The sequence below is a fragment of the Nocardia sp. CC227C genome, assembly GCF_030767025.1.
Lineage (GTDB): Bacteria > Actinomycetota > Actinomycetes > Mycobacteriales > Mycobacteriaceae > Nocardia.
Map to the genome: position 1 here is coordinate 447,444 of NZ_JASITE010000002.1, position 25,843 is coordinate 473,286.

The 25,843-nt window shown below is 68.0% G+C and carries 16 protein-coding genes and 2 pseudogenes; 4 read left to right on the forward strand and 14 right to left on the reverse strand.

Going from position 1 to position 25,843, the window contains the following annotated elements; all coding sequences use genetic code 11:
- Positions 1-9: 9 nt before the first annotated feature.
- Together QMO76_RS05105 and QMO76_RS05110 are read left to right on the forward strand one after the other, a co-directional pair.
- Positions 10-612, forward strand: coding sequence for a TetR/AcrR family transcriptional regulator (locus QMO76_RS05105; RefSeq protein ID WP_306360004.1), 603 nt, complete (start codon positions 10-12; stop codon positions 610-612).
- Between the two features lie 236 nt (positions 613-848).
- A complete protein-coding gene (locus tag QMO76_RS05110) occupies positions 849-2,288 on the forward strand; it encodes a sodium/glutamate symporter (RefSeq protein WP_306360005.1) in 1,440 nt (479 codons plus the stop codon).
- 118 nt (positions 2,289-2,406) lie between these two features.
- Here QMO76_RS05110 and QMO76_RS05115 read toward each other — a convergent pair whose 3' ends face one another.
- The 12 genes and pseudogenes from QMO76_RS05115 to QMO76_RS05170 all read right to left on the reverse strand — a co-directional run bounded on the left by QMO76_RS05115 (position 2,407) and on the right by QMO76_RS05170 (position 17,627).
- Positions 2,407-3,723, reverse strand: coding sequence for a CdaR family transcriptional regulator (locus tag QMO76_RS05115; RefSeq protein WP_306360006.1), 1,317 nt, complete (start codon positions 3,721-3,723; stop codon positions 2,407-2,409).
- 41 nt (positions 3,724-3,764) lie between these two features.
- A complete protein-coding gene (locus QMO76_RS05120; protein ID WP_306360007.1) occupies positions 3,765-4,661 on the reverse strand; it encodes an AMP-binding protein in 897 nt (298 codons plus the stop codon).
- A 20-nt stretch (positions 4,662-4,681) separates the two neighbouring features.
- A pseudogene (locus QMO76_RS05125) lies at positions 4,682-5,053 on the reverse strand (M23 family metallopeptidase); the annotation flags it as partial.
- An 81-nt stretch (positions 5,054-5,134) separates the two neighbouring features.
- Positions 5,135-6,337 (reverse strand): annotated as a pseudogene (locus tag QMO76_RS05130) (DUF4226 domain-containing protein); the annotation flags it as partial.
- 232 nt (positions 6,338-6,569) lie between these two features.
- On the reverse strand, positions 6,570-8,741 hold the full coding sequence (locus QMO76_RS05135; RefSeq protein WP_306360008.1) for a hypothetical protein: 2,172 nt from the start codon (positions 8,739-8,741) through the stop codon (positions 6,570-6,572).
- Positions 8,742-8,916: 175 nt separating this feature from the next.
- A complete protein-coding gene (locus QMO76_RS05140) occupies positions 8,917-9,750 on the reverse strand; it encodes a hypothetical protein (RefSeq protein ID WP_306360009.1) in 834 nt (277 codons plus the stop codon).
- 1 nt (position 9,751) lies between these two features.
- The gene (locus QMO76_RS05145) at positions 9,752-12,085 is read right to left on the reverse strand and encodes a hypothetical protein (RefSeq protein ID WP_306360010.1); all 2,334 of its coding nucleotides are present in this window, start codon (positions 12,083-12,085) and stop codon (positions 9,752-9,754) included.
- Entirely contained in the window at positions 12,082-14,601 is a 2,520-nt protein-coding gene (locus QMO76_RS05150) for an ATP-binding protein (protein WP_306360011.1), read from the reverse strand. The genes QMO76_RS05145 and QMO76_RS05150 overlap by 4 nt, the downstream gene beginning before the upstream one ends.
- Positions 14,601-15,122, reverse strand: coding sequence for a hypothetical protein (locus QMO76_RS05155; RefSeq protein WP_306360012.1), 522 nt, complete (start codon positions 15,120-15,122; stop codon positions 14,601-14,603). The genes QMO76_RS05150 and QMO76_RS05155 overlap by 1 nt, the downstream gene beginning before the upstream one ends.
- On the reverse strand, positions 15,122-15,382 hold the full coding sequence (locus QMO76_RS05160) for a hypothetical protein (RefSeq protein WP_029931741.1): 261 nt from the start codon (positions 15,380-15,382) through the stop codon (positions 15,122-15,124). The genes QMO76_RS05155 and QMO76_RS05160 overlap by 1 nt, the downstream gene beginning before the upstream one ends.
- 11 nt (positions 15,383-15,393) lie before the next feature.
- Positions 15,394-16,419 carry a conjugal transfer protein gene (locus tag QMO76_RS05165; protein WP_306360013.1) on the reverse strand — a complete coding sequence of 342 codons (1,026 nt, stop codon included), beginning with the start codon at positions 16,417-16,419 and terminating at the stop codon, positions 15,394-15,396.
- Between the two features lie 65 nt (positions 16,420-16,484).
- Positions 16,485-17,627: a GAF domain-containing protein gene (locus QMO76_RS05170; RefSeq protein WP_306360014.1), complete on the reverse strand. Its 1,143-nt coding sequence runs from the start codon at positions 17,625-17,627 to the stop codon at positions 16,485-16,487.
- Between the two features lie 672 nt (positions 17,628-18,299).
- On the opposite strand from QMO76_RS05170, the gene QMO76_RS05175 reads away from it, so the two are divergent.
- Positions 18,300-23,138, forward strand: coding sequence for an NAD-glutamate dehydrogenase (locus QMO76_RS05175; RefSeq protein WP_372341906.1), 4,839 nt, complete (start codon positions 18,300-18,302; stop codon positions 23,136-23,138).
- A 60-nt stretch (positions 23,139-23,198) separates the two neighbouring features.
- On the opposite strand, the gene QMO76_RS05180 is transcribed toward QMO76_RS05175, so the two are convergent.
- Positions 23,199-23,639 (reverse strand): hypothetical protein, encoded by a 441-nt coding sequence (locus QMO76_RS05180; RefSeq protein ID WP_306360015.1) that lies wholly within the window; start codon positions 23,637-23,639, stop codon positions 23,199-23,201.
- A 250-nt stretch (positions 23,640-23,889) separates the two neighbouring features.
- Between QMO76_RS05180 and QMO76_RS05185 the strand changes: the two genes are divergently transcribed.
- A complete protein-coding gene (locus QMO76_RS05185) occupies positions 23,890-24,597 on the forward strand; it encodes a MerR family transcriptional regulator (protein WP_306360016.1) in 708 nt (235 codons plus the stop codon).
- Between the two features lie 94 nt (positions 24,598-24,691).
- Here QMO76_RS05185 and QMO76_RS05190 read toward each other — a convergent pair whose 3' ends face one another.
- On the reverse strand, positions 24,692-25,804 hold the full coding sequence (locus QMO76_RS05190) for a phage tail tip lysozyme (RefSeq protein ID WP_306360017.1): 1,113 nt from the start codon (positions 25,802-25,804) through the stop codon (positions 24,692-24,694).
- Positions 25,805-25,843 lie beyond the last annotated feature (39 nt).

Genomic DNA, 25,843 nt, shown 5'->3' on the forward strand with positions numbered 1-25,843 from the left:
TCCGACACCATGCCCCCCATCGGACGCAGACCAGGAAAAACCGATACCCGCGAGGTCCTGCTGGCCACGGCCCGCCGCCGCTTCGCCGCCACCGGCTACGAGCGAACCAGCGTGCGCGAGATCGCGGCCGAGGCCGGCGTCGACCCGGGCCTCATCCGCCATTATTTCGGCAGCAAGGCCGAACTCTTCCGCGCCGCCATGGGGTGGCCGTTCGAACCCGCCGAGATCGCGGCCCGCATCACCGACGGCCCTCCGGAACTCCTCGGCGAACGCCTGACGCGCGCCTTCTTCGAGATCTGGGATCACCCCGACACCCGGGCTCCGCTGCTGGCCATCCTGCGCGGAGCCGCCACCCACGACGAGTCCGCGGCACTGGTCCGCCAGTTCATCCAGGGCCGCGTCTACTCCGAGATCGCCTCCGCCCTACCGGTTTCCGACGCGGAACTGCGTATCGACCTGGCCATGGCACACCTGGTGGGCGTCGCCTATCTCCGCTACGTCCTGCGGGTCGAGCCAGTGGCCTCCGAACCCCGCGACAGCCTGGTCGCCCGCATCGGCCCTGCGGTCTCGCTACATCTCGGCGACGCCCCGAGCACCGACGGCCCCGCCTGAGGACGACGGCGGCCCGAGACGCATCGGTGGGGCTTCCCACTGCCGGGAAGGGACGTCCGATGCCTGTGACACACTCAATAACGTACCGCTGATTAGCGGCACGGTACTTAGAGGGAAGTTGTCTCGGGTTGTCGCCGCCGATGGCGGCCCGTTACACACGTCGTGCCACCGTCGTGACGAATACGCGCTGCCGGGCATCTGCCTCGGGTGCCCGGAGCCGCGCTGAAAGGGTCTTGATGTCTGCGAACACAATAGGTTTCGCGCTGCTCCTCATCGGAGTGATGATGTTGGTTTCCAAGATCATCCGAGTGAAATGGCGATTGGCGCAGAAGCTGTTCATACCGAGTTCGATCATCGGTGGTGTGCTCGCGCTGCTGATCGGCCCCGATGTGCTCGGTCGGATCGCCGCGGCGGTGGGATTCGACGGGATGGCCGATGCTGGCCTGTTCACCTCGGAGATCCTCGATGTCTGGAGCAGCCTGCCGGGCCTGCTCATCTCACTGGTGTTCGCCGGGCTGTTCATGGGACATCGCCTGCCGTCGCCGAAGGAGGCCCTGCACATCGCCGGGCCGCAGATCTCCTTCGGTATGACCATCGCCAGCGGTCAGTACGTCGTCGGCCTGTTGCTGGCGATACTCGTACTGGTCCCGCTGTTCGATGTGCCCGTATGGACGGGCACACTGATCGAGATCGGCTTCGAAGGCGGCCACGGCACCGCCGCCGGAATGGCCGACACCTTCGCCGAATTCGGATTCGCGGAGGCGCAGGACCTCGCCCTCGGCATGGCCACCATCGGCATCCTGTCCGGGATCATCGTGGGCATCGCCCTGATCAACTGGGGTGTGCGTCGCGACAAGACCCAGATCCTGCACAGCGACGCCTCGCCCTCGGTGGCCGAACAGGCCGGAATCGTGGAGAAGGAGCGCCGCCGCGCCGCGGGCACCCTGACGGTGCAGCCGGCATCCATCGAAACGCTCACCCTGCACTTCGGTCTGCTGGCGCTCGGCGTGCTGATCGGCTGGCTGCTGCTCACCGGCATCCAGTGGGTCGAATCGAAGCTGTGGGCCGATAGTTTCGAGCTGTTCACCTATGTCCCGCTGTTCCCGATCGCCATGGTCGGCGGCATCATCGTCCAGCTGGCCATCCAGGCCTTCGACCGCGACGAGATCGTCGATCAGCAGCTGATCGAACGGTTGCAGGGATTCTCGCTCGACGTGCTGGTGATCGCGGCACTCGGAACGCTGTCGCTGTCGGCCATCGCGTCGAACATCGGACCGTTCCTGCTGCTGGCCGGCGCGGGCCTGGCCTGGACGATCGGCGCCTTCATCTTCCTGGCGCCGCGGATGCTGCCGAACTTCTGGTTCGAGCGCGGCATCGCCGACACCGGCCAGGCGCTGGGTGTCACCTCCACCGGGCTCATCCTGCTCCGCGTGGTCGACCCCAACCTGGAGACACCCGCCTACTCCGCCTTCGGCTACAAGCAGCTCCTGCTGGAACCGTTCTTCGGTGGCGGGCTGGTCACGGCCGGGGTGATTCCGATCATCGCCAACTTCGGGGTCGGATGGGTGCTCGGCCCGATGCTGGTGCTACTCGTCGCATCGCTGTCGATCGGCATGCTGTACTTCGGACGACAGCGAACGCCGACGGCGGCCAAGGATCAGGTCGCGACCGGCTGATCCGGTACGAGACAGGGCGCTGAGACGGGGGCACCCGCTCAGCGCCCGCTTCGTATGCCCGGGTGCCCACCTCATATGCCCGGTGCCGAAGGTACCGCACGCTCACCGGGGCGGCTGGCTAGCGCTGGGGTGCGCGCAGGACCTTGCGCCCGAGCAGGCTGCAGACCTCGAGGGCCACGGCGATATCGAGCTTGCTGTGCGGTGTGCTGCCGTCCTGGATCATGTCCAGCGCCTTGGTGATTCGGTACTTGACCGTGTTGCGGTGCAGGATCATCTGCTGCGCGGTGTGCAGATGGCTTTCGCCGGTCGCATAGTAGGTGCGCAGGGTGTCCCGGAGGGGCGCGGCCTGCTCGGTATCGTTGGCGAGTTCCCCGAGCACCTCTCGGACCCAGGCCCGGGTCGCATCCAGGTTCTGAGTCAACAGTGACACCACCGCCACGCCCGGGTCACCGAAGCTCATGGACCGACTGGGCGGCGAGTCCGGGACGGTGGCCACGAAATAGGTGGCCTCGGCCTGCTGATGGGAGCGTCGGAACCCGGACAGTCCCCGACCGGGCAACCCGGAGGCCAGCCGGATCCCGGCCGGCAGCCCACCCGCCGCCCACGACTCCGGGATCTCGACAGCCGGGCGATGCTCCCCGAACGGCAGCCATGCCCACACCAAGCGCCGGTCGACCGCGGTCACCAATGGTGGCCCATCGGTCTGGAGGTCACGGGCGAGCGCCCGTGCCGCCGAACCGAGCACGTTCAGCACGGTCGACTCGTCTCCGCCGGTGTACCAGAGGAACGCCGCCACATGGGTTCGGTCCAAGCGGTAACCCGTGGCGTCCTCGAAAGCGGCCTGATCCGGAGCCGTCGTGGACAGCAGACCCTGAACGGTGGAGGAATTCACTGTGCCGCGAGCATTTATCCACCGAATGCGTTCGGCCTCATAGGTTTCGAAAACGTACGAGGTGATCCAGTCGGCATAGGCGTAGATTCTGTCGTTGAGCAGCTTGACCACGGCCAGCCCCAATTCGACCGGCAGCCTTCTGCGCTCCACCTCTTCGTGGAGGGTGCGCATGATCGAGTTCTGTCCCATATGGTACGACCGCACCAGAAGGTTGGACGGGATCTCGCGCTGCGCCGCCCGGCGCGCGGACTCGACCGCGGCGATCGGGGGTTGCATGTGCTCGAGCGGAATGTTGTTGGCCAAGATCTCGATCATGGTCGAAACATTCGAGTGGATCGCGGCGATCCGCATTTTCTCCATTCTCGGATCGGCGCGCGTGAAGTCGTTCTCGTTGAGTATTCGGAGGGTCATCTCCTCGACCACTTCCGATTCCCGCGCCCGCAACGCCGTCCCGATCTCCTCGATCACACCGGCTACCAGAGCCGGTGACGGCTCGGACGACACGGCGGCTCGATGTTCGGGTGGGAGCGCGGAAACAGTCATCGAGCTGGACCTCTCAGCAGGATCGTGCGCGGGGCTCGGCCTTACGGCACCTGGGCCCCGAATGTCGCGAAACCCGAGCACGCCGACACTCTCGTCGGCGGTGTCCGAGTAGGCGGTGTCCGGGCCGAGACCAGGCTGAGCCGAGATCCCAGCACCATCGCCGCAACGAAATTCATTCCGATCACATCGGCTCGGGCCAACGGCAGCGAGATCCTGCAGTGGTCGGATCCGGTGAGACCCAGACACCGGATCGTATCGGCCGCCACCTCGTGTAGCCACCCGTGGGAAAACTCGCCGCAATCCGGCCCGGCACCGGACCCGAAACACACCAGAGCGGAATCCTCGCCCGTCGGTTCCGGCGGAGCGACCCATCCGACGGGCACCGGTCGCGCCAGGACCTCGACCGCCAAGCGCGGAATCCCGGCGATCCGATGCGGAGCGTCGGGCACCGGGCGATCATCCAGCACCACCACGGCGTCGGCGGCGACGATCTGCTTTTCGACCAGCGGCTCGCCGCCGTCCGGGTCCAGCGGTGCCGCGATCGCACCCAGCCGCCACACCGCCATCAGAGCCACCAGTAACTCCAGCCGATTGGGCAGCACGATCGCAACCGTGGCACCACGCCGAACACCCGTAACGGCCAGGTGGGCGGCCGCGGCATCGACACGCTCGACGAATTCGCGATATCCCCAGCTGAGACGATGGTCTTCGAGACTGGGCGCGCCCGGGGCGAATTCGGCCCGATGCCAGACAAAATGATCGACAGCCACAGACACGACCCTCATCCGTTCCGTACTCAGCAAGTCGAACGCTAACGGCCTACCGCAGCCCTGGGAACGTACCCGGACACCACAGTCGGCGGGGCGTGTTGTGCACAGAGCACAAACGGCCCGGTAGCGCTGCGGCCGCGAGTTGTGCCGAGGCCGGTCGGCGGGCACGTGGCGGGCACGGAGCCGAGCTATGCCACCCGAATCCCACGCTGCGCGAGCCAGGGCTGCGGATCCACGGCCGAACCGTTCTGCCGTACCTCGAAATGCAGGTGCGGGCCGGTGGAACGGCCCTCATTGCCCATCCGGGCGATCTGCTGCCCGGCGCTGACCTGCTGCCCAGGCTGGACCGAATAGCTGTCGACGTGCCCGTAGATCGTCTCGGTGCCGTCCGCGTGCCGGATCTTCACCCATTGCCCGAATCCGCTGGCCGGTCCGGCGGCCACCACCACCCCGTCGGCCACGGCGAGGATCGGCGTGCCGATGGCATTGGCGATATCGACGCCGTCGTGGTGCTTACCCCAGCGAGGACCGAATCCGGAGGTGAAGGTGCCTTGGGCGGGGAGTGCGAAGCGGCCGCTGCCCGCGCCGCCGCCGACACCGGTGCTGGTGGCCGGATTCTGTCCGGCGAGGTTGTGGAGGTAGTGGTTGGTGAGTTGGTTGATGTGCGTGGCGGTCTCGGCGGAATTGGCCTGGCCGGTGCCGACGATCTGGTGGGCGTACTGGAGGGCGCGGGTGAGGATCTGATGGGCTTTGCGCTGGCCCGCCGGGGTGTAGGTGTCGGGTCCGAGGGTGGCGAGCGCGATATTGGTTTCGCGGATGAGATGCAGGAGTTGGGCGCGGTCCACGGTGTTGGCGCCGGCGAGGTTGGAGACGTAGTTGGCGAGCCGGTTGTCGAGGTTGGTGAAGGCGGTGGCCGCGTGCCGCTGGAACAGGGCGGCGGCGGTGTGGCCGGTGGCTGTCGCACCGGCGCCGCCGGTATTGCCGCTGGCCGAGTCGAGGCCGGTGTCGGGTGCGGCGGCGGCTTCGCGTGCGCCGTAGAGGGCGGCCAGTACCTTCAGGATTCGCAGGGCCCGCTCGGCCGGCGAGGACAAGCCGACGGTGACCGGTTCGTCGTCGGGTCCGGTGACGGTGGTGTCGGATATGCCGGTGCCGGTGCCGGAATCGGTGGTGTCGGAATCGGTGGTGTCGGGGCCGGTCACCCGGGTGGTGGGGGTGTCCGGTGTGGACAGGGCCTGTGACAGGGCGGGCAGCAGCTGCGCCAAGGCGTCCCCGATACCGGATGGATCGGCATCGGCATCGGAGGTGTCGGCATCGGAGGCGTCGTCTCGGTCGAGACCCGGGCTCGACCGCTCGCGGGGCACGCCGAGATCCTCGGGTAGCGGGGCCCCGGCCACCGGCACCGCGGTATCCGGGCCGGTCACCGCCGCCACGGGCACGATCGCACCGGGCTGCGCCACACCCGCGTTCGGCAGCACACCCGAACCGGCCGCGGGCGTCACCGCCGACGGTGCGACGGCCGGTGTGCCCGAGCCCGGCCCGGCCGCCGATACGGGCGCGGTGGGTGCCGACGCGGGCGCGGTGGTGCCCCCGGGGTGGTTCCGCCTGGGCATCCACGGTGTCGCCGATACCTGTCCCGCGCCACCGTCCTCGTCGAACCCCACCGACACCGAAGGGTCCGGCTCACCCGTGGCCTCCGGGACGATCTCGACATCGGCCCCCGATTCGGTACCCACCGTCATCACTCCCCCGCCCCGTCCGACGCCACCGCCCACACGGCCATCCGATGCCTCCTCGACCCATTCGGGAAACCGCCCACCAACCATCCTGACCACTCCCGCCGCCATCCCGACCACCACCACTGGGAACACACGACCAACCGGGCCGCGGCTGGCTCGGACGACAGGGTCCGACCTGCCTCATCGATCGAGAACGTGCCCGAATTCCGTTAGCGCAGAGTACTTTCGACAAGGATCAATCCGGACAGATGGATACGGCGCGATTCCCGCCACCGTCAGCGCACGGCGCGATGGTGGCCTGCGTCGGCCCTCGGTAATCCCACCCTCGGTGATCCCGCCCTCAGTGATCCCACGGACCCGGCCCCTCATCGGGGTGTCCATGGCCGAGAGTGGCGATTCTGCGCGCGGTGCGGTCGGCGAGTGCACGATTCCGCGCGGTGGGCGCTTCGTAGTACCGGGCGGCCGCCGCGCTGTGAGCCTCGGCCGCCTCGGTGCCGATGACGTGCCGGGTCGCGGCGCCGACCGACCGCCACCGGTCCGCGGGGATGACGGTGCGCAGCGCCGCCGGAGAGTCCCAGTGCCGGCGCACGAGATCGACGAATGCCGAGTCGACCTCCGACTCCGCACCGGGTCGCGGCCCCGGCGCATCCCGGGCTAGCTTGCGCGCCGCGACCTGTGCGCGCGCGGCGAAGGCCAGATGCTCGCGCATCTCGCGCTGTGGCCCGACCGGATGGTTGTGCACCGATTCCCAGGCCGCGAGGGCCTGTCGCACCCGGTTCGGCAGATAGGTGTTCTGCGACATCGACGCGTTCTGCACGGCGATGGCGCGGTCGGCGTGCAACATGTCGTCCGGACGCACCCCGATGGTGGCGAGCGCACCGTTGAGCTCCGCCTTGGGGATCCCGGAATCCATGAGCGAGTCGATGACCTCGGCGACGGCCAGCGGCGTTTCCACACCGCCGTGCTTCGCGGCGCGAAAGCGGGCGGCACGCTCCCAGGAGTCACGGTTCGCCCGCAACCATCGCTGCCGTTCCAGTGTCATCGGCGTGTACGCCATGAAGTCGAGTGCGGCCCTCCTGCGCTTGCGTGCATAGGGCGACAACGGATTCCGTGTCTTGCCCAGCAGCCACGCGGTGGCCGGCGATTTGTTGACCGTGGACATGGCGGCAAGCCCGACGAGCAGCCCCGCTCCGGATGACAGCGAATTCGCCGCGCCCACGGACCCCATGCCGAGAGCCGCCGGATCGGATGCACCGGAACCGGCCGGGGCGCCGCCCTGCGCCGTCAGCGCGACCCGATTCGCTATCCACCCGGCACCGCGATCCAGGCCCCGCTTCAATTTCCGCAGCTGCCAGATCGCGACGATCTCGACGACCCCGCCGATGGTGAGAACGGCCAAGACCTGATCCCCGGCGAGCCGGAACAGATTTCCGAGAAACAGCACGTATACGCCGAGGGACACGGTGTAGGCCACCATGCGCGCGGCGGCCATCCCGATGTCGACGATATTGCGGATCAGAAAGGTCTGCGTCGGCCCGTAGACGAATCCCCCGGCCGCGAAGCCGAAGATCGCCATGAATCCCTGATACACCGCGTCCAGCGCGGACCGGATGATCTGCAGGCCCAGATAGGCCGCGAACGCCAGCAGCAGCGAGCCGAAGACCAGCAGTGACAACCCGGTACCCAGTTGACCCGCACCGGGATTCCCGATGGCCGCGTGCGCGGCGGTATCCCCGCAATCGCGCAGACCGTCGGCGACTTCGGCCGCTTCACCGGACCGGATTCCCGCGGACCAGGCCGCCCGGCAGCTGTGCCGGCCGTCCACGACGTGCCCGAAATTCCAGACCTGTAGCGGCCGCCGCGCGAAGTTGTCCGCCAGGTCGCCCTGCACCGCCGCCACCACTCCGCTCGGCTGCGGATTGCCGTCGCCGTTGAGTCCCGCCGCCACCGACAGCCCGATATCGCGCCCGTGTACCAGCACTCCATCGGAGGACAGCACCGCCGCGAGCGGTTCGGCGAGGAAGATCGGGCCGAATACCGCGACGACGAGCATGGCGATCGTCTGCGCCGCGGCCTTGGCGTGATACCCGCGCACGAGCAGCCAGGCCACGACGACCGCCCCGATCGTGGCGGCGGTGAGCAGTGCCGTCGGAGTCGCCAACTGCGCGGCCACCCCGTCCGCCACACCCGTCAGCGCGTCGGCGAAGAGATCGAGCCAGCGAAAACTCAGTACGTATCCGATCAGCCAGATCGCCGTGGTGACTATGACCATGTAACCGGCGAATTCCAGGGTGATCAGCAGTGCCCACATCCCGTTTCCGGGCTCGAGCAACGACCCGTGATCGGTCGCGAAATGGTATTCCGCCAACGGCACACCGGAGGTGTCCCGGATTTCCATCCAGCCGAGCCCGCTGTTCACCGCGGCGCTCGCCCGCGCGGTGCCCGGTTGTGCGGTCGCGACGGTGCCCACCGCGCCGGGGACCAGTACCAGCAGTAGGAAGCAGGACGTCATCCACGCCGCGCGACGCCGCGATGGCTTTTCCCGAATCCATCGCCGAATATCCGGCGTAATGTACACGCGAATAACGTATCGACGGACAGCGGCGGATTACAGGGCTCGCGATTGTCGCAGAAACGAACAATCAGTAAATTCGCAGCGAAGAATTCAGCGGGAGTTCGGCGGAAATTCAGGAACCACTTGCCATGCCGAGCACTCGCTTCACCCGGACGTCGTCGCCATCGGGGACGGCTTGCCGCACGAACCCACCGGCCGACGGATCGCCCGTGACGATCCATCCGTCGCCGACGACCACACCGACCCGAGTCGGCGCGTTGTTCCGGTACTCCCAGAACACCAGATCACCCGCCGAAACCGCGGACGGGTCCACGCGCTGCCCGCACAGCCCTTGCCCGGCGATCGTAATCGGCAGCACGGGTGCGCAGCCGGACCGGCTGGGGTCCGGGGTGGGCGCGGCCACCAGCGCACACGTACCGGTGGTCGCGGAAAGCTCGGCCGAATAGACGACGGACCGGGGCAGGTCGGCGGCACCGGACACACCCTCGGCCCCCGCCCCCCACCGCCTGCCGTCCAGCGTCATCGCGAGCTGCCCGGCACATGCCCCGGTGGGGTCGGTGTTGGGCATCCGCAGAGCGGGGAGCTGATACGGGGCCGAGCGCATGGCCTCGACGCAATCGCGTTGCCACTGGGAGACTTCGGTGTCGTCGGGGTCCAGGGTGATGGCGGCGTACGGATTGGTCGAAGGCGGCGCGGAGACCGTGGCCGCGGCGGTCGCGGTCACGGGGGACGTCACCGGGGTTTCGGTGAGCGAGGGGTCCGGCCCGATGGCGGTGTCGCACTGATAGTGCAGATCCGCCGAGGCCGATTGACCGGCGGTTCCGATCACGAGACTCACCAGGAGCAGCGCCCCGATGATCATCAGGGCGAACACGATCATCACCAGGACCGGAAACGGAACCATGGCGACAAGGAACGTCAGTCGGCGCTTGTCGTTCGATTCCATGTCACGAGTCCCACGGGTCCAGACCGGATTCCGGATCCAGGTGGTCCAGATTGGAGATGCGCCGCGCGATCTGGTCGACCTGCTGCCGGTTCGCCTCGACGGGGTGGTTGTAATAGCGGAGGACGGCGTCCCGGTGCTGGTTCGCCAGCTCGGATCCGATGTGATGGCGGGTGTTCGCCCCGACCTGGTTCCACCGGGCCGGTGAGATGGCCGCCTGCAGGGCCGCCGCCGAATCCCAGTTCTGCCGTACGTCGTTCACGAACGCCCAGTCGATGTCGGCGCGGCCGTCGATGAAGTGCGGCACCCGCGAATGCCTGGCGAAGTTGGTCGCGGCGACATGCGCCTGCGCGACGAACGCCCGATGTTCGCGCAGACTCCGCCCCGGCTCGATCGGGTGGTTGTTCACCGACTCCCACGCGGCCAACGCCTTCTGCAGCGGTGCGAATCCGTACGGGTTCTGCGACTTCGACGCGTTCATGACCGCGACGGCCCGGTCGACATGCAGCGCGTCCATCGGATCCACGGTCTTGCCGTTGTACCGGAGTTCGGCCAGCGCACCGTTGAGCTCCGCCTTGGGAATGCCCGAATCATAAAGTCCGTCGATGATATTGGCCACCTTCAGCGGATCGTCCACGCCACCGGCCCGCTGCGCGCGTCGTTCCGCCGCCCGCAGCCACGATTCCCGATTGTGCAACAGCCACTTCTGCCGGTGCAGCAGCCACGGCGTGTATTCCATCCTGGCGAGTTCGGAGCGCTGGCGCTGGCGGGCGTAAGGTGCCAGCGGATTCAAGGTGCGGCCGAACAGCCACTCGGTCGCCGGCGAGCTGCTGATCGTCGACAGCGCGGCGAAACCGGCCAGGGCACCGAGCCCGCCGCCCACCGCACCCGCGGCGGCGGCCTCGCCCATGCCCAGGGCCCGGCCGCCACCACCACCGCCTCCTCCCCCGGCGCTTTGGCCTATCTGCCCCTGGGTCGCAAGGGCGAAGCGATTGGCCACCCAGTCATTGCCCCGGCGCAGCCCCTTGCTCAGCCGACGCAGCTGGCTGAAAGCCACGAGCTCGACAATGGCACCGATCACGAAGACCGCCATCACCTGTCCCCTGGCCTGATCGAACACATTGGACAGGAACAGCACATAGACACCGAGGAAGACGGTGCACACGGCCATCTGCGCCACCGCCATCACGGAGTCGACGAGATTACGGATCAGGAAGGTCTGTGTCGGGCCGTATACGAATCCGCCCGCGGCGAAACCGAAGATGGCCATGAAGCCGTGATAGATGGCGTCGAGCGCCGATTTGATCACCTTGAGGCCCAGGTACACGGCGAACAGCAGCAGGATGGCCCCGCAGATCAGCAGCAGCAGTCCGGTGCCGATCTGTCCCGCGCTCGGATTGTCCACCGCCGCACGGGCATAGGTGTCGTTGCACTTATTCAGCCCCTCCTTCACCTGCCCCGAGTCGCCGACCCGCATCCCCGAAGTCCATTCCGCGCGACAGGACATCCGATCGTCGATCACGTGCCCGAAGTTCCACACCTGCAGCGGCTTCCGGGCGAAGCTGTCGGCGAGATCGCCCTGCATCGTCGCCACCAGAGTGCCCGGGTTCGGGTTCAGGTGGCCGTTCAGTCCCGCCGCCACCGAGATGCCGATGTCGCGGCCCTTGGCGAGCAAGCCGTCGGACGCCAGCACATCCGCCAGCGGCTCCGCGAGGAACAGCGGTCCGAACACCCCGACCGCCAGCATCGTCACCACCTGCATGGTCGCCTTGGCGTGATAGCCGCGGACGACGAACCAGCCGACGAAGAACGCACCGATGGTCGCCGCGGTGACCAGCAGTATGGGCGTGGCGATCTGACCGGTCAGGGCGTCGGCAACGCCGGTCAGGGCGTTGGCGAATATATCGAGCCAGCCGAAGCTCAGCGCGTAGCCGATCAGCCAGATGGCGGTGGTCACCAACACCATGTAGCCCGCGAATTCCAGCTCCAAGACCAGCGCCAAGGCGGTCTTGCCCGGTTCCAGCACGCTGCCGTGGTCGGTGACGAAGCGGTAGTCCGAGAGCAGGACGCCATCCGAGTCGCGCACATCCATCCAGCTCAGGCCGCTGTTGGCGGTGCCCTGGGCCAGGGTGTCCGACTGGGCGACGGCCACCGCGCCCAGCAGGGCGGGCAGCACCAGCGTCACGAAGACCACGAGCAGCGCCCACGCCGTCCGGCGTCGCCACGGCGAGCCGCCCAGCCAGCCGCGGAATCGCCGGGCGACCGCTCGGGGCCGCCATCGCTCGATATCCCAGAAGGTCAACTCCCAGGCCGTATCCCGACGCCGGTCGGTACTCATCGCGCGTCCCGGCGCTCCAGCGACGCGGACTGGCCGGACACCGTCGGCGTGCTGGTGATGGCCTCGGCCCGGTCGCCGCGGGCGGGGCCGAGTATCTTGCCGCGGCCGATCCGGCTGAGCGCGTCGCGCATGAACATCTCCCCGCGCCGTTGCGGCGGCACCTGACGCCCCGGGCCGACCGGCGGCGAGGTCTCCTCCCGCAGGATCTGCAGCAGGAACGGCGCTTCGTCGAGATCGACGCCGAGCCATTCCAGGCTGTTGCGGGCCAGCGTCTCGTCCCGTTGCCGGAAAACGAAGCGGTTCGGGATCAGATTGTGCGCCGCGCCCTGGAAGTCGGTGGCCGGGTCGTGCGAGGCCAATCCGATGGCGGCCAGATGCTTGCGGCCGTCGCGGCTGAAGTCCGAGGTGACCGCCGCGCCCACCTGCGTCTGGGTGAAGTGGTGCGCCTCGTCCCCGACCAGGAGGCCGAATCTGCCGTTGTCGGTGAGGAACGCCTCCCGCGCCGCGACCCCGACGAGTTCGTAGAGCGCGGTACCGAGCCGCTTGGTCAGCGGCAGCCGGTGGTACAGATGCGGAGTGGTGAGCTCCTCGGCGGTGGGCAACGCCAGGCCGTGGCTGCGCACGACGGTCGCCGCAGCGGTCAGCCGCAGCGGTTTCAGCGTCGGATCGAACAGCACCGGAACCCGGTCCACGACGGCACCGAGCCGAGCCGCCAGATCCGCGTACTCCGGACCCGAACCCGGCTCGTCCCGCAGTCGATGGGCGGCCCGCACCAGATCCAGCATGGTGTGGATGCCGTGCTCCGCGCGTCCCTTCTCGGTGAGCATATTGCTGACGACCGCGCCGGCGCTCGCCGTCGGCGACAGGTCGAGCATCGGCAGCAGTGAGTCGAGCGCTCGCTCACCTGCCACCCGGGCATCGAACAGCCGCAACGGATCCAGCGACACCGTCGGGGTGGTCAGGTCGATCACCACCGCATCGTCGATGGCGGCGGCGAAGTGCGCCCACTCCCCGACCTGGCTGCGATCGATGGCCAGGAACTGACCGCCCATGTCGTGCACGAGCACCGCCATCAGCTTGAGGAAGAACGATTTGCCGGAACCGAGTTCCCCCGTCACGGCGAACGACGCGGACAGGTCGTGCAGCGCCGCCTCCATGATTCCGAAGTGGATCGGCTCGTATTGCCCGGACAGCAGGTTGATCCCGATCACCGGGCCGCTGTCGTCGCCGATATCGCTGGAGGTGAACGGGACGAAACCCGCCCACATGTCGGACGGGACGATATGGGCGAAATCCTCGTAGGCGCGGCGCACGGGGCTGCCGGGGATCAGCATCGACCACAGGTCCACCTGCGCCCCCACCGGCGCCGTCAGTTCGACCTGAAATCGCTTGTAGCGCCGTTTGAGTGCGTTGACCGCATCGAGTGTCGCCTCCCGGGAGGGACCGCCGACCGCGATGACGGTTGTGAAGGACACCTCCGACTCGCCGCCGTTCACCTCGAAGTGGTGGTTGTACTCGTTGAGCAGCTGCGCCTTCGACATCAAGGTGTTCTGGGCGAAGGAGACCTCGGTGTCGCGCTGTTCCATCTGCTCGCCGAGACGCCGGAGGCCGAGTTCGTTGTTCTGCAGCACCTCGTCGGCGGATCTGGTGGACACCCGCATGCCCCAGTCGACCGTCACGTCACCGAGACCGTCGAGCATGTCGAGGAATTCGCTGCCGCCCGGAAAAGTCATGCCGCCGTAGGGAAATGAGCGCGGTGTGAGCACCGACTGATAGGACGGGCGGTCGGCGCTGTCCGGCTGCACCACCTTGATCACCGGGGTGAACGACGGCCGGAACCGGCGGGTGTTGTCGGCCTGCGCGCCCTCGTCCAATGCGGCGGAACGGAATACGGCCGCGGTGGCGTCCTCGAGCACCCCGACCCGGGTGGGCGCGGCCGGATCGCCGACCGCCCCGCGCGACAGGTAGTGCTCCCACAGCCATTGGAACAGCGCGGCCGGGACCGGGGTGGGCCGGAAGTCGCCGCCGATCCGGGACAGGATCTTGCTCGCCTCCTCGTCGTAGGAGGCCAGGTCGGCCCGCGAGACCGCGGCGACATCGACGGAGCTGCTGCCACGCCACAATCCGGTCAGGGACGACATCCCGGTCCCGGTGGAGCCCACCGGAACGGACAGCAGATAGATCCGTGTCTGCGGCACGATCGCCTGGATGCGCTCGTAGGAGGCGACGACCTCGGCGGCGTAGTCCTCACACTCGTCGAGGTCGACACCCTCGACCATCTTCCGGAGCACGTCGAGGGTCTCGAGCCGGGCCTGGATGCCGAGCAGCAGCGATCCATTGGGCACATTCGTGATCAGGGCGTGGTGCGCCAGCTTCACGTCGTACTTGTCGCGCGGCGACCGCAGGCCGTAGCCGAGCGGTTCGATGAAGTAGGTCGCCGTCACCAGGCCGGCGTGGGTGAACTGCAGGTTCCCGCGGATCGCCGCGGTCGGCTGGATATCGCGCCCGGTCGCCATCACTGTTCTTCCCGAAGGTCATCCCGGGATTCCTCCCGAGTCGGCTCGACGGTCCGCGCGGCGGCCAGCTCGAGTATTCCGCTCGCCAGCTCGCGAGCCGGCGGCTCCGGTCGGGGCGCCCCGTCGGGGTCGGGCAGGATGACCACGACGGAGTCCTCGATGTACACCGAATAGCGCGCCGAGTCCGGGCTGACCGGCATTCCGGAGGCGGACACCGGTTTCCGGATCAGGATCAGGCGGCCGAACCACAGTATTCGGGAGGTCAGCCGCACCCCGGTATCCGGGACCAGACCGAGTGCGAACACCACGAGCACGGTGACCACCAGGCCGATGATGAAGAACACGGCGGGATTGCCCGGAATGGACATGGCGGCGATCGACGTGGCGAGCATGAGCACGACGCCCGCGGCGACCTGCGGCAGCGTGTACGGCCCGAAGGGGATCTTCTGCCCGTTCTGCGCCTTGCCGATCACGGTCGGCACGCGCTTGATCGGCGTGAAGACGCGGATGACCTCGGCCATCAGTAGCCCCCGACGGGCCGATCGGGAATGACGGTACCGACCTCGGCACGCGAGTAGTTGATGAGCGTGGGCAGGACCCAGATCAGGACTCCGGCCAGAATCGCCGAGCCGGCGACGGCCAAGACCTTCCCCGGCGACAGGCGCTCCTTGACGGCTTCGCTGATCAGCACGCCGATCCCCACGATCGCGATCAGGATGAGGCCGGCCCAGCGAACGAACAGCAATATGCCGTAAAGCATATTGGTGAGACTGCTACCCATGGTCGCTCCCGTCAGTTCTGCGTCGCGGGCGGTACGGTGACCGATGTCGACGGCGCGGTGGTCGGTACCGAACTCCGCTGTGGGTTCGGGGCCACGTCGCCGGCTACGACGGTGATCGGATCCGGCAGTGCCGGTATGGAATCGATGGTCTGCACCTGCCACTGCTCCTCGACGCGCACCATCGTCAGCGGATAGTCCAGCGGCGCCAGGGTCTCACCGCCGACCGCCGGGGTCACCGTCGCCAGCACCAGCGCGCTCGATCCTGTTGTGCCGCAGCCGGAGTCCTGGGCGGATACCGCGATGGACTCGAGTTCGGCGAACGGCGCGGGGCGCAGGGCGGTGATACCGGAATCGTGGCTGGTGTACCGGGTCACGTCGCCGGAACCGGTGAGGAAGACGTCGAGGAAGCCGGTCGCGACGTGGGCGAGCGGGGACTCCTCACCGCAGGGCGAGGAGTACACCGTGAGCAGATCGTGCCCCTCGGCGGGCGGCGCGACCAGCCACGGCCGCGAAAGGGCGCGCAGCCGACCGTGATTCACCGCGACGCCCACCCGGTAGTACTCCGGCGGCGGAGCGGCGGAGGTCTGTTTCCCGCCCGTGGTCCTGGTCGCGGTCTCGGGCCGGACCGATATCGTCACCGACCAGATCTCGATCGGCGTCGAAGCCCTGGTCCGCCGCACGGACACCACGACGGGATCGGAGACCTGCCGAGCGGTCGCGGGCAGCGCGATCGACTCGCCACCGCCGACGAAATCCGCGATCCGATCCTGGTCCCCGGCCGTGGCGCCCAGATAGGCGACCACGAATTCCTGTGCGAAGGATCCGGCCAGTTGGGCATTGCCCACGATCGCCACCGTCGAATCGTCCGACGGGCCGGGCGGCGGTTCGGAGAACAGGCTCAGGATCGCGTGCCCGCCGCCGAGTATCGCGAGCCCGGCCAGCAGTGTGAAGACCACGTTGTCGCGGCGGCGTCGGGCGACCATGCGGCGTAGCAGCGCATCCCCCGAATCCACCCGTGCGTCCGCTGCTTTCCTCACCCGTCCGAGCGTAATGAGACGCCGAAGCCCGAGCCGCGGCGTTGTTCCCACCGCTGGGGAGCCGTTCACGACGCCCGGTCGAACCGGTCCCGCCCGGAGATGTGGCGGCGCAAATGTTCGTCGTATCCGAGCGGCTCCGGCAGCCGGCCCGGCCCCGCCCGGCTCGACGGACTCTCACCGAGGTCGTCGGCCAGACGTAGCTCGCCGATCACGAGCTGGCTGCGGGAGTAGCCGGGATACGGGTACAGCCGCAACCGCGTCGCGAGATAGCTGCCGGAGTAGCCGAGCGTTCGCACGGTCACCTCCGCGGTCTCCCCGGCTCGGATGCCGTCCCGCGCGGCGACCAGTCGATCGCGGTCGTCGGGATGGAAGACGTCCACGGGACGGTACAGATACTCCCACCGCACCCAGGGCGCCGGATCCGTCAGCCAGTGCGAGATCGACGTGTGCTCGAGTTGCACTACGGCGAGATGGGTTCCGGCCCGCCGGTGCGCTTCTCGCAGGCCGACCTGCTCCAGCGTGGGCCAGGCCGGTGACACCGACTGCTCCCTGATGTCCTCGATCAGCAACCACGCGCCGCGATCCCGGGGGCGAGCCGCGACCCGCCATCGCCCCAGCGGGCCGGCGGACCGGCCGGCCAGCGGCCCCACGTCCACATCGAATTGCAGTTTGTCCTCGGGCCCCGGGTCGTACAGGAGATCGAGCACCTCACCGTGGCGATCGAACGCGGCCGCCCGATGAAACAGTTCCGTGATGGACATGGTGGGCACATGTTCGTCGGCCGACACACCGCGCAGGGTGGTCATCGCACCGGGCTGGCGGACCGTCTGGCTGTCGAGATCCCAGACCGCGCCCACCGCCGGAGGCGGCGGGGTGGCCGCGCCGACGGGACCGATCCACAACTGCACGGCATGCACGCCGCCGGTGGGTCCGAGCACCGGCTGAGCCCGAACCAGGTGCTGCCCGGCGGCCGTCGGCACCTCCAGGTCCGCCGGCTCGGCCCGCTGCCGTGCGGCCCGGACGATGTCGATGATTCCGCGCGTGGTGATGCTGTCGTATACGGCAGGCGTTCTGGTGAGTACTCGTTGGAGTACGCGGCGCACGTTCGCGAAGGCTCGCTGCTCGCCACCCACGGTCGCGACCGACATGGCACCGGGAGCCAATGTCTCCACCGTCACCCACGGTATCGCCCGACCTGATTCCGTCATCGGTTCCTCAGTTGCCTATTGCTGCCGTAATGCCTGACACCCGTACCGCTCCATGCGAACCTACACGATGGCCCGATAGCCAGCGGCGCGTCGAAAAGGGACGGTTACCAAGCTGAAATATGCCAGGCTGAAATATGCAGGTGTCGCCATGTCCGGCCGCCGCCACGACCGAGCCGACCGTACGGATGCACCGATAGTCGAGCCCATAATTTCCGGGGCAACAGCCCGCCGAGCGGGAATGTTCCCGAGTCCACCGAGTTTCTGAGGCCACCAATGCCGTTGAGGCGTCATGGGTTGAACCTAGAACACGTGTCCGACCGGAATCGGCGGAACCGAAGCTTTCCCATCCGAACATCGCACATCGCAAACCTCCCGCGCACCGATCACGAGTCACGTGACGTCCGATGGGCAATGCGCAGGGACTCCTTGCCACCGGCAGACACGCAGGTGTAGCGTACCGTATTGTGCCGCTATTTAGCGGTACATCACTCAGGTAATCTCAGCCGATCGACATCAGTCAGGAGCTCACACCGTGTCGAGCCATCGGGAAGGCGTGCGTTGACCATGCGGCCGACGCAACGCCGATCAGCCACCACCACGACCTCCGTTACCGAACTGCCCGCGCGCACAGCACGTCCCGATGCCCCCGGTGGTGATCCGACATCGCTGCAGATGGCGTACTTCCGCCAGGTGCGTTCCGGCGCCGCGCTGCCGGATCCCGGCGAATCCGAACGCGTCTTCCGTCGGCACCTGGCCCTCGCCGCCACCCGGACCTCCGGAACGGCCAGCACCCGCGTGTACCACCCGGACGAAGCGAACGGCATCGGGCCGGCCGTCCAGGTGGTCAATACCGATATGCCCTTGTTGGTCGAGTCACTGGTGGCGACGCTGCGGCGACTCGGCGCCACCGTCACCGACGTCATCCATCCGATCTTCGAGGTCGTTCGCGATCCGAACGGACGGCTGCTCTCGCTGGCGCCGTACGAGGGCGACGGGGCGGCGGCACACCCCGCAGGCGGGGCGACCCGCGAATCCTGGATACACATCCAGCTCGGCGCCGCGACCGAGAACGGCGTACTGGCGACGATCGCGGCCGTCCTGCCGCCCCTGCTCGCCGATCTGCGCCAGATCGCGGACAGTACCGTCGCCATGCAACGCCGGCAGTCCTACCTCGCCGATCAGCTCCACTCGGACGCTCATCCGCACGGTGGGGCCGACGCCTCGGAGGCACGCGAGTGCGCACGGCTGTTGCGCTGGCTCGCCGACGACCGCTTCGTGCTGCTCGGATACGCCCGCTACGCCGTCGCGGAGAACGCGGACCCCGCCGATTCCGCCGCCCTGCGCCCGGTGCCGGGCACCGGGCTCGGCATACTCCGCGCCGGCTCGGCGACCAGGATCGACGTCCCGGCACCCGGACCGGATCGCGGCCTGCTGCGGCTGGCGCCGGGGGCGATCGAATCCGCGGCACCGGGCTGGATCAACCCCTATCTCATCGGCATCGCCGAGTACGACACCGACGGCCGGGTGGTGGGTGAGCAGCTGTTCGTCGGGACCTTCACCATCACCGCACTGCACGAGAACATCCTGGACATTCCGGTGATCGAACACCGGGTACGGCAGGTCGTCGAATGGGCCGGGTTCGAACTCAATTCGTTCTCCGGTCGATCGATGCTGGAGGTGATGCAGTCCTTCCCGCGGGTGGAACTGTTCTCCTCGGATACCAGGCGGCTGTTCGACACCACATCCGCGGTGCTCACCCTCGGCCAGCGACGGCAGGTGCGGCTGTTCCTGCGACCCGATCCGCGCGGCCGGACGGTGTCGTGCCTGGTCTATCTGCCGATGGACCGATACAACACGGCCGTGCGCCAGCGGATGCAGCAGATCCTGCTGGCCGAATTCGGCGGCGAACACATCGCCTACTCCGCGCGAGCCACCGAATCCGAGCTCGTCAACATCTACTTCACGGTGCACCGCGGCAAACACGCCGGACCGGCGGACCTCTCCGAGCCACGGCGACAGCACCTACAGGACCTGCTCTTCGCCACCACCCACACCTGGGCCGATCGGCTGGTGGCCGAGGCCGCGGCCACGGCTGCCGTGGATTCCAGGACCGCCAAGCGGTACGCCGACAGCTTCCCCGACGGCTACAAGGAGAGCTTCACCCCCGGGCATGCATTGGCCGATATCCAGCGACTCGAGGAACTCGGTGACAACGCGATCGACATGCACCTGTCCCGGGCGGCCGACGCCGCGGTCGACGACTGGCAGTTCGCGCTCTACGTCAGCGGCGCGGGCGTATCGCTGAGCCGGGTGCTGCCGATCCTGCACAGCCTGGGGGTCGACGTGCACGACGAGCGGCCCTACCCGATCGAACTGCCGGACTCCCGGCCGCGCTGGATCTACCGGTTCAACCTGCACGCACCGCGAGACCTGCTGGACACCGCCTTGGACGGCGCCATCGACTCCGCGCTCACCACCGCCGACGCCCTGTCCGCGGTGGTCACCGACGCCCAGCGGCGGTTCCCCGAAGCCTTCGCGGCCATGTGGCACGGCCGCGCCGACACCGACGGACTGAACGAACTGGTCCTGCGCGCCGGACTGCACTGGCACGAGGTGTCCGTCCTGCGCGCCTACGCGAGATATCTGCGCCAGGCGGGATTCGCCTACAGTCAGAGCAACATCACGCGAGTCCTGTTGCGGCAACCCGGCGCGGCGCGGGCCTTCGTCGAACTCTTCGGCGCGTACTTCGACCCCGATCGCAGCGATCCCGCCCGGGCGCAGCGCATCGAATCCGAGCTGCGCGCCCGCATCGATGCCGTCACCAGCCTGGACGCCGACCGGATCCTGCGCGCCTTCCTCGGCTTGATCGCCGCCACGCTGCGGACGAACTACTACATGACCGGATCACCGGCCACGGTGCGGTCGCAGGCGGCGGTGTCGCGCGACCATCTGGCCTTCAAATTCGCCCCGCGGCGGATCGACGAGTTGCCGAAACCGAAGCCGCAGTACGAGATCTACGTCTACTCGCCCCGTATGGAGGGGGTGCACCTGCGTTTCGGCGCGGTCGCCCGCGGCGGCCTGCGCTGGTCGGATCGACGAGAGGACTTCCGCACCGAGATCCTCGGCCTCGCCAAGGCACAGGCGGTCAAGAACGCGGTCATCGTTCCGGTCGGCGCGAAAGGCGGCTTCGTGGTGAAGAATCCGCCCGCTACGACCGGTGACCCGGCCGCGGACCGGCAGGCCCTGCGCGACGAGGGCGTCGCCTGCTACCGCACCTTCATCTCCGGGCTGCTCGACCTCACCGACAATATCGACAAACGCACCGGCGCGGTGCTGCCGCCCGACCGGGTGGTGCGCCGCGACGGCGACGACACCTATCTCGTGGTCGCCGCCGACAAGGGCACGGCGACCTTCTCCGATATCGCCAATGACGTTGCCCGGCAATACGGCTTCTGGCTCGGTGACGCCTTCGCCTCCGGCGGATCGGTCGGCTACGACCACAAGGCCATGGGCATCACCGCGAAAGGCGCCTGGGAGAGCGTGAAGCGGCACTTCCGGGAGTTCGACGTCGACGTCCAGACCGAACCGTTCACCGTGGTCGGCATCGGCGATATGAGCGGCGACGTCTTCGGCAACGGCATGCTGCTCTCCGAACACATTCGGCTCGTCGCTGCCTTCGACCACCGGCACATCTTCCTCGACCCGGACCCCGACGCCGCCCGCTCGTTCGCCGAGCGCAAGCGGCTGTTCGCCCTGCCCCGTTCGTCCTGGGCCGATTACGATGCCGAGCTGATCAGTGCTGGCGGCGGAGTGTGGGACCGCACCGCCAAGCGCATCCCGATCAGCCCGCAGGCTCGTACCGCGCTCGGATTGGACGACAGCGTCACCGAGCTGTCACCGCCGGAGGTGGTGCGCGCGATCCTGCTGGCACCGGTCGACCTGTTGTGGAACGGCGGCATCGGCACCTACATCAAGGCCACCGAGGAGACCGACGCCGATGCCGGCGACAAATCCAACGACGCCGTGCGTGTGAACGGAAATCAGCTGCGGGTGAAGGTGATCGGTGAAGGCGGCAACCTGGGCGCCACCGCCCGGGGCCGGATCGAGTTCTGCCGGTCCGGCGGCCGGATCAATACCGACGCACTCGACAACTCCGCGGGCGTGGACTGCTCCGACCACGAGGTCAACATCAAGATTCTGCTGGACCGCGTGGTCGCCGCCGGCGAACTCGATGCCGGCGAACGTGATCGGCTGCTGGCCTCCATGACCGAGGAGGTGTCCGACCTCGTCCTGAGCGACAATATCGCGCAGAACTTCCTGATGGGCCTCTCCCGCGCGGACGCGGCGCAGACACTGGACCTGCACCGACGCACGATCCAGGCGCTGGAGTCGGGCCACGGCCTCGACCGTGAGCTCGAAGCGCTGCCGTCGGATGCCGAACTGGCCCGCCGCGGCGGCGAGGGACGCGGCCTGACCTCGCCCGAACTCGCGACACTGATGGCACAGGTGAAACTCGCCGTCAAGGCCGACCTGCTGGCCGGATCCCTGCCGGACGACGCGCTGTTCGCGGATCGACTGCACACCTACTTCCCGGCCCCGCTGCGGCAACGTTTCGGCCGGGCCATCGACGCGCATCCGCTGCGCCGGCAGATCGTGGCAACCGTGCTGGCCAACGAGGTCGTGGATTTCGGCGGGATCACCTACCCGTTCCGGCAGTCCGAGGAGGCGGGCGCCGACACCGCCGACGCGGTGCGGGCCTTCGGCGTCGCGGTACAGATCTTCGATCTGCACGAGCTGTGGGAGCGCATCCGCACCACCGAGATGCCGACGGCGGCCCGGGACGCGCTGGAGATGGAGACCAAACGAACGCTGGACCGCGCTTCCCGGTGGCTGCTCGGCAATCGGCCACAGCCGCTCGATATCACCGCGGAGGTCGACCGGTACGCACCGGGGGTGCGCGCGCTCGCTCCCGCGGTGCCCGACCGGCTCGGCGCCGACCACCGGGCCGACCTCACCTCGCGCGCGCGTACGGCCATCGACCTGGGGGCGCCCGCGGAGTTGGCGGCCGAGGTGAGCCGGCTGATCTATCTCTTCCCGCTGCTGGACGTCATCGACATCGCGGAGATCACCCACCGGGACCGTTCCGAAGTGGCCGAGATCCATTACGTTCTCGACGATCATCTGAAGATCGAACAGCTCCTCAACGAGGTGCGCCGGCTGGAACGGGCCGGCCGCTGGTCCTCACTGGCCCGGCTGGCCGTCTCCGACGACATCTACGCGGCACTGCGTTCGCTGACCATCACGGTCCTCGACCTCACCGGTCCGGACGAGTCAGCGGCGGAGAAGATCGCCCACTGGGAATCCACGCACCGTTCCAGGATCGCCCGGGCGCGGGCCATGTTGGACGAGATCCACTCCGGACCGGGCCACGATCTCGCGACCCTGTCGGTGGCGGCCCGGCAGATCAGAAGCATGGCGAGCGGCCCGGCCGAGTTCGAGCGACGGGCCTGACGGGCAGCGGCCGGTGTCGTGTCCGGGGACACGACACCGGCCGCTGGCCGTCGGATCCCGCTATTCGCCGTCCGAACAGCGAATCACGCTGCGGCCGAGCACGATCTGCCGCTGAATTCCACCCCGGGGCGTCCTGGGCGCGGACCGGGACGTGGTGAGCTGCTCGGCGGAACCCTTCTTGCAGACCGCCTGCGTACGAACGATTCTGGTGGGGCGCTGACGGTCGGCGGGAGCGATGCGGTGCCGATCCAGATCCTGGATGACCCTTCCGGAATTGTCGTAACCGACGCCCGCCCAGATCATGGCCCGTGGCCCCTCACCGGATTCGACCAGGGCCGCCGCCATTCGCTGGCACTGGACGAGCAGCGGGCACTCGTGGCAGGCCGCCACGGCCTGGCGCCAGGCGTCCGGCGTGCCGGTGTCCAGGTCCCAGTTGTCGGGATGCTGAGCGCACGGCGGACGCGGTATCGATTTGTTCTCCGCGTGGATATCTCGGTCCATTGAACGGTGCTGCGTAACAGTCATGGCAAGTCTCCGGGTACGCCGGGGAGCATCGGGCGATGCCGACCCCGTAGCGCGCGAGTAAGCGCAAGTCCTTCATCAGGGCTGCTCAACAGTCCCCGGAAACCAGCTGCGGATGAGCTGTTCGTGAACAGTAGCCCAATCCCGAGCCGCCGAGCAACCCTTAGCGTCCCGCCATTTAGCGGCACATTATCTAGTGTACCTCTATGCGATGTGGTTTCCTTGTTTTATGACGACGGAGTCCGAATTCACCATCGATGCACTGGCCCGCGCCGCCCACACCACCGTGCGCAGCGTGCGCGTCTACCACGAGCGCGGTCTGCTACCGGCCCCGCAGGTCCGCGGCCGGATCGGCTACTACCGACCGGAGCACCTGGTCCGGCTGCAGACCATCGGCCAGCTGCTGCGCAAGGGCATGAAACTGACCGGCATCAAAGAGCTCCTCGACGCCTGGGATCGCGGCGAAGGACTCGATGAGGTCCTACAGGTGCGGAGCAATGCGCTCGGGGACGGCACGCCGCACCGCCGATCCACCGACGACGACACCCGACTGGCGAACGCACTGCAGCGGCTGCGCACGACCGGTGGGACCGAACCGGATGTCAGCGCGCTCCGCGCCACCCACCCCAGACTGCACGAGCTGGCCGCACGGCTGATCGCCGCGGGGCTACCCGCCGACGAGATATTCCGGCCGCTCATCCGCCTGCATGCCGACTGCAGCCGGATCGCCGCTCGGCAGGCCGAGATCATCCGCCGTCTCACCGACCACCCGGCGGCACCATCGTCCGATGCCGGTACGGCAGGGCCGGAGCAGGCCGCAGAGCACGCTCGGCAGCTGGCGGTCGCGGCCACCGCGGAGTTGGTCGCCCGATCGCTGCACGAGCGTTTGGAAGGCCAATCACCCTCCCACCGAGCCACATTCGAACACAAGCATTGAATCGCCGACGCCGGCCCAAGTCCGCGAACCGGATGCGGCAGGGCCGGCTTCGCCGAGGTCAATGACAGCCGAATTCGATGACAGCCGAATTCGATTACACCGAAATGCTGTTCGTCATGGAACTCGCGATGCTGTTCGCATTCGCGATGCGCTGCGCACGCTCCGACCCGTCGCTGCGCTCATAGTATTGGTCGAACACCGCGGCGGCCTCACCCGGTGTCTGCGCGTTCCGCAGATGCGCGTACGCCGCCGATTCGCCGTGCTTGAGTTCATGCGAGATGTAGTCGATCTGGATGCGCCAGTCGGTGACCGACCCGTCGCGCTCGGCGGCGAACTGGCGGAGGCCCTCCAGCCGATCGTCTCGCCACTGCACCAAGCCCAGGGCAGATTCACCCGCATTCCACGCATCGGTGCGAAAACTCGACTCCACCTGGAGATTACCCAGGATGCCCGCCGCTTGTGCCGGTGTGAACCCGTTGTCGAGCAGCCGTTGATACATTTCGTCCACCCGGGCGTGCTGCCCTCCAGGAATCCCCTCGGCGCTCACCGGCTGCATGTATCCGCCACCGCCGGAATCACTCCCGGCGGGGGCGTAGCCGCCGTAGCCGCCGGTGTTCATCATCATCGATGGATACGGAGCCCCGTAGGTCGGCGACGAATAGTGGATTCGCTCAGCTTCTTCCACGACGCCCCTCGACGCCTCCTCGACGATCTCGGAGACTTCGTCCACGGTCCGCAGGATGGCGCGCAGGAGCCGAGCTTCGGCCACCATCGACAGATGTTCCGCGCCCGCGACGGGCCCCTCGGCGGCGAGCGTCGATTTCAGCCCGTCGACCTCGTGGTCGATATCGGACATCGCCGCGCTGGTCTTGGTGGAGGTCGTGTAGGCGGAGGTGTCCACCTCCTTGTTCTGTCTGCGCAGCTCGGTCGCGATCTCGTCGATCTCGTCCCGATTCGACGCGTAATCGTCCGCCATGACCGACTGGTTCCCGGAATCGTCGACCAGCCCTCGCTCCGCGAACCGCTCCACCAGATCCGGCGCCTGTGCCCCCGCTCCGGACCCGAACAGATCGACCGAGACCTGGATCGCCAACTCGGCGGCGTCGATCACCGAATCGAGGCCCGCGGACCCACCGGCCGGATGCGGCAGCTCGACGGTCCAGCCTCGATAGTGCGCCACCGTCCCGTCCTGGCCGGTCACGACCATGACGGCATCCGATTCTCGGATCCGGACGAGCCCGTGGCC

What these genes read in the sequence shown, in the direction of transcription:
- QMO76_RS05155 (WP_306360012.1), bottom strand. Translation starts at nt 15,122, where the DNA reads ATGGCCGAGGTCATCCGCGTCTTCACGCCGATCAAGCGCGTGCCGACC.
- QMO76_RS05170 (WP_306360014.1), bottom strand. Translation starts at nt 17,627, where the DNA reads ATGACGGAATCAGGTCGGGCGATACCGTGGGTGACGGTGGAGACATTG.
- QMO76_RS05175 (WP_372341906.1), top strand. Translation starts at nt 18,300, where the DNA reads ATGGCGTACTTCCGCCAGGTGCGTTCCGGCGCCGCGCTGCCGGATCCC.
- QMO76_RS05145 (WP_306360010.1), bottom strand. Translation starts at nt 12,085, where the DNA reads ATGAGTACCGACCGGCGTCGGGATACGGCCTGGGAGTTGACCTTCTGG.
- QMO76_RS05135 (WP_306360008.1), bottom strand. Translation starts at nt 8,741, where the DNA reads ATGACGTCCTGCTTCCTACTGCTGGTACTGGTCCCCGGCGCGGTGGGC.
- QMO76_RS05190 (WP_306360017.1), bottom strand. Translation starts at nt 25,804, where the DNA reads ATGGTCGTGACCGGCCAGGACGGGACGGTGGCGCACTATCGAGGCTGG.
- QMO76_RS05185 (WP_306360016.1), top strand. Translation starts at nt 23,890, where the DNA reads ATGACGACGGAGTCCGAATTCACCATCGATGCACTGGCCCGCGCCGCC.
- QMO76_RS05180 (WP_306360015.1), bottom strand. Translation starts at nt 23,639, where the DNA reads ATGGACCGAGATATCCACGCGGAGAACAAATCGATACCGCGTCCGCCG.
- QMO76_RS05115 (WP_306360006.1), bottom strand. Translation starts at nt 3,723, where the DNA reads ATGACTGTTTCCGCGCTCCCACCCGAACATCGAGCCGCCGTGTCGTCC.
- QMO76_RS05110 (WP_306360005.1), top strand. Translation starts at nt 849, where the DNA reads ATGTCTGCGAACACAATAGGTTTCGCGCTGCTCCTCATCGGAGTGATG.
- QMO76_RS05105 (WP_306360004.1), top strand. Translation starts at nt 10, where the DNA reads ATGCCCCCCATCGGACGCAGACCAGGAAAAACCGATACCCGCGAGGTC.
- QMO76_RS05160 (WP_029931741.1), bottom strand. Translation starts at nt 15,382, where the DNA reads ATGGGTAGCAGTCTCACCAATATGCTTTACGGCATATTGCTGTTCGTT.
- QMO76_RS05140 (WP_306360009.1), bottom strand. Translation starts at nt 9,750, where the DNA reads ATGGAATCGAACGACAAGCGCCGACTGACGTTCCTTGTCGCCATGGTT.
- QMO76_RS05150 (WP_306360011.1), bottom strand. Translation starts at nt 14,601, where the DNA reads ATGGCGACCGGGCGCGATATCCAGCCGACCGCGGCGATCCGCGGGAAC.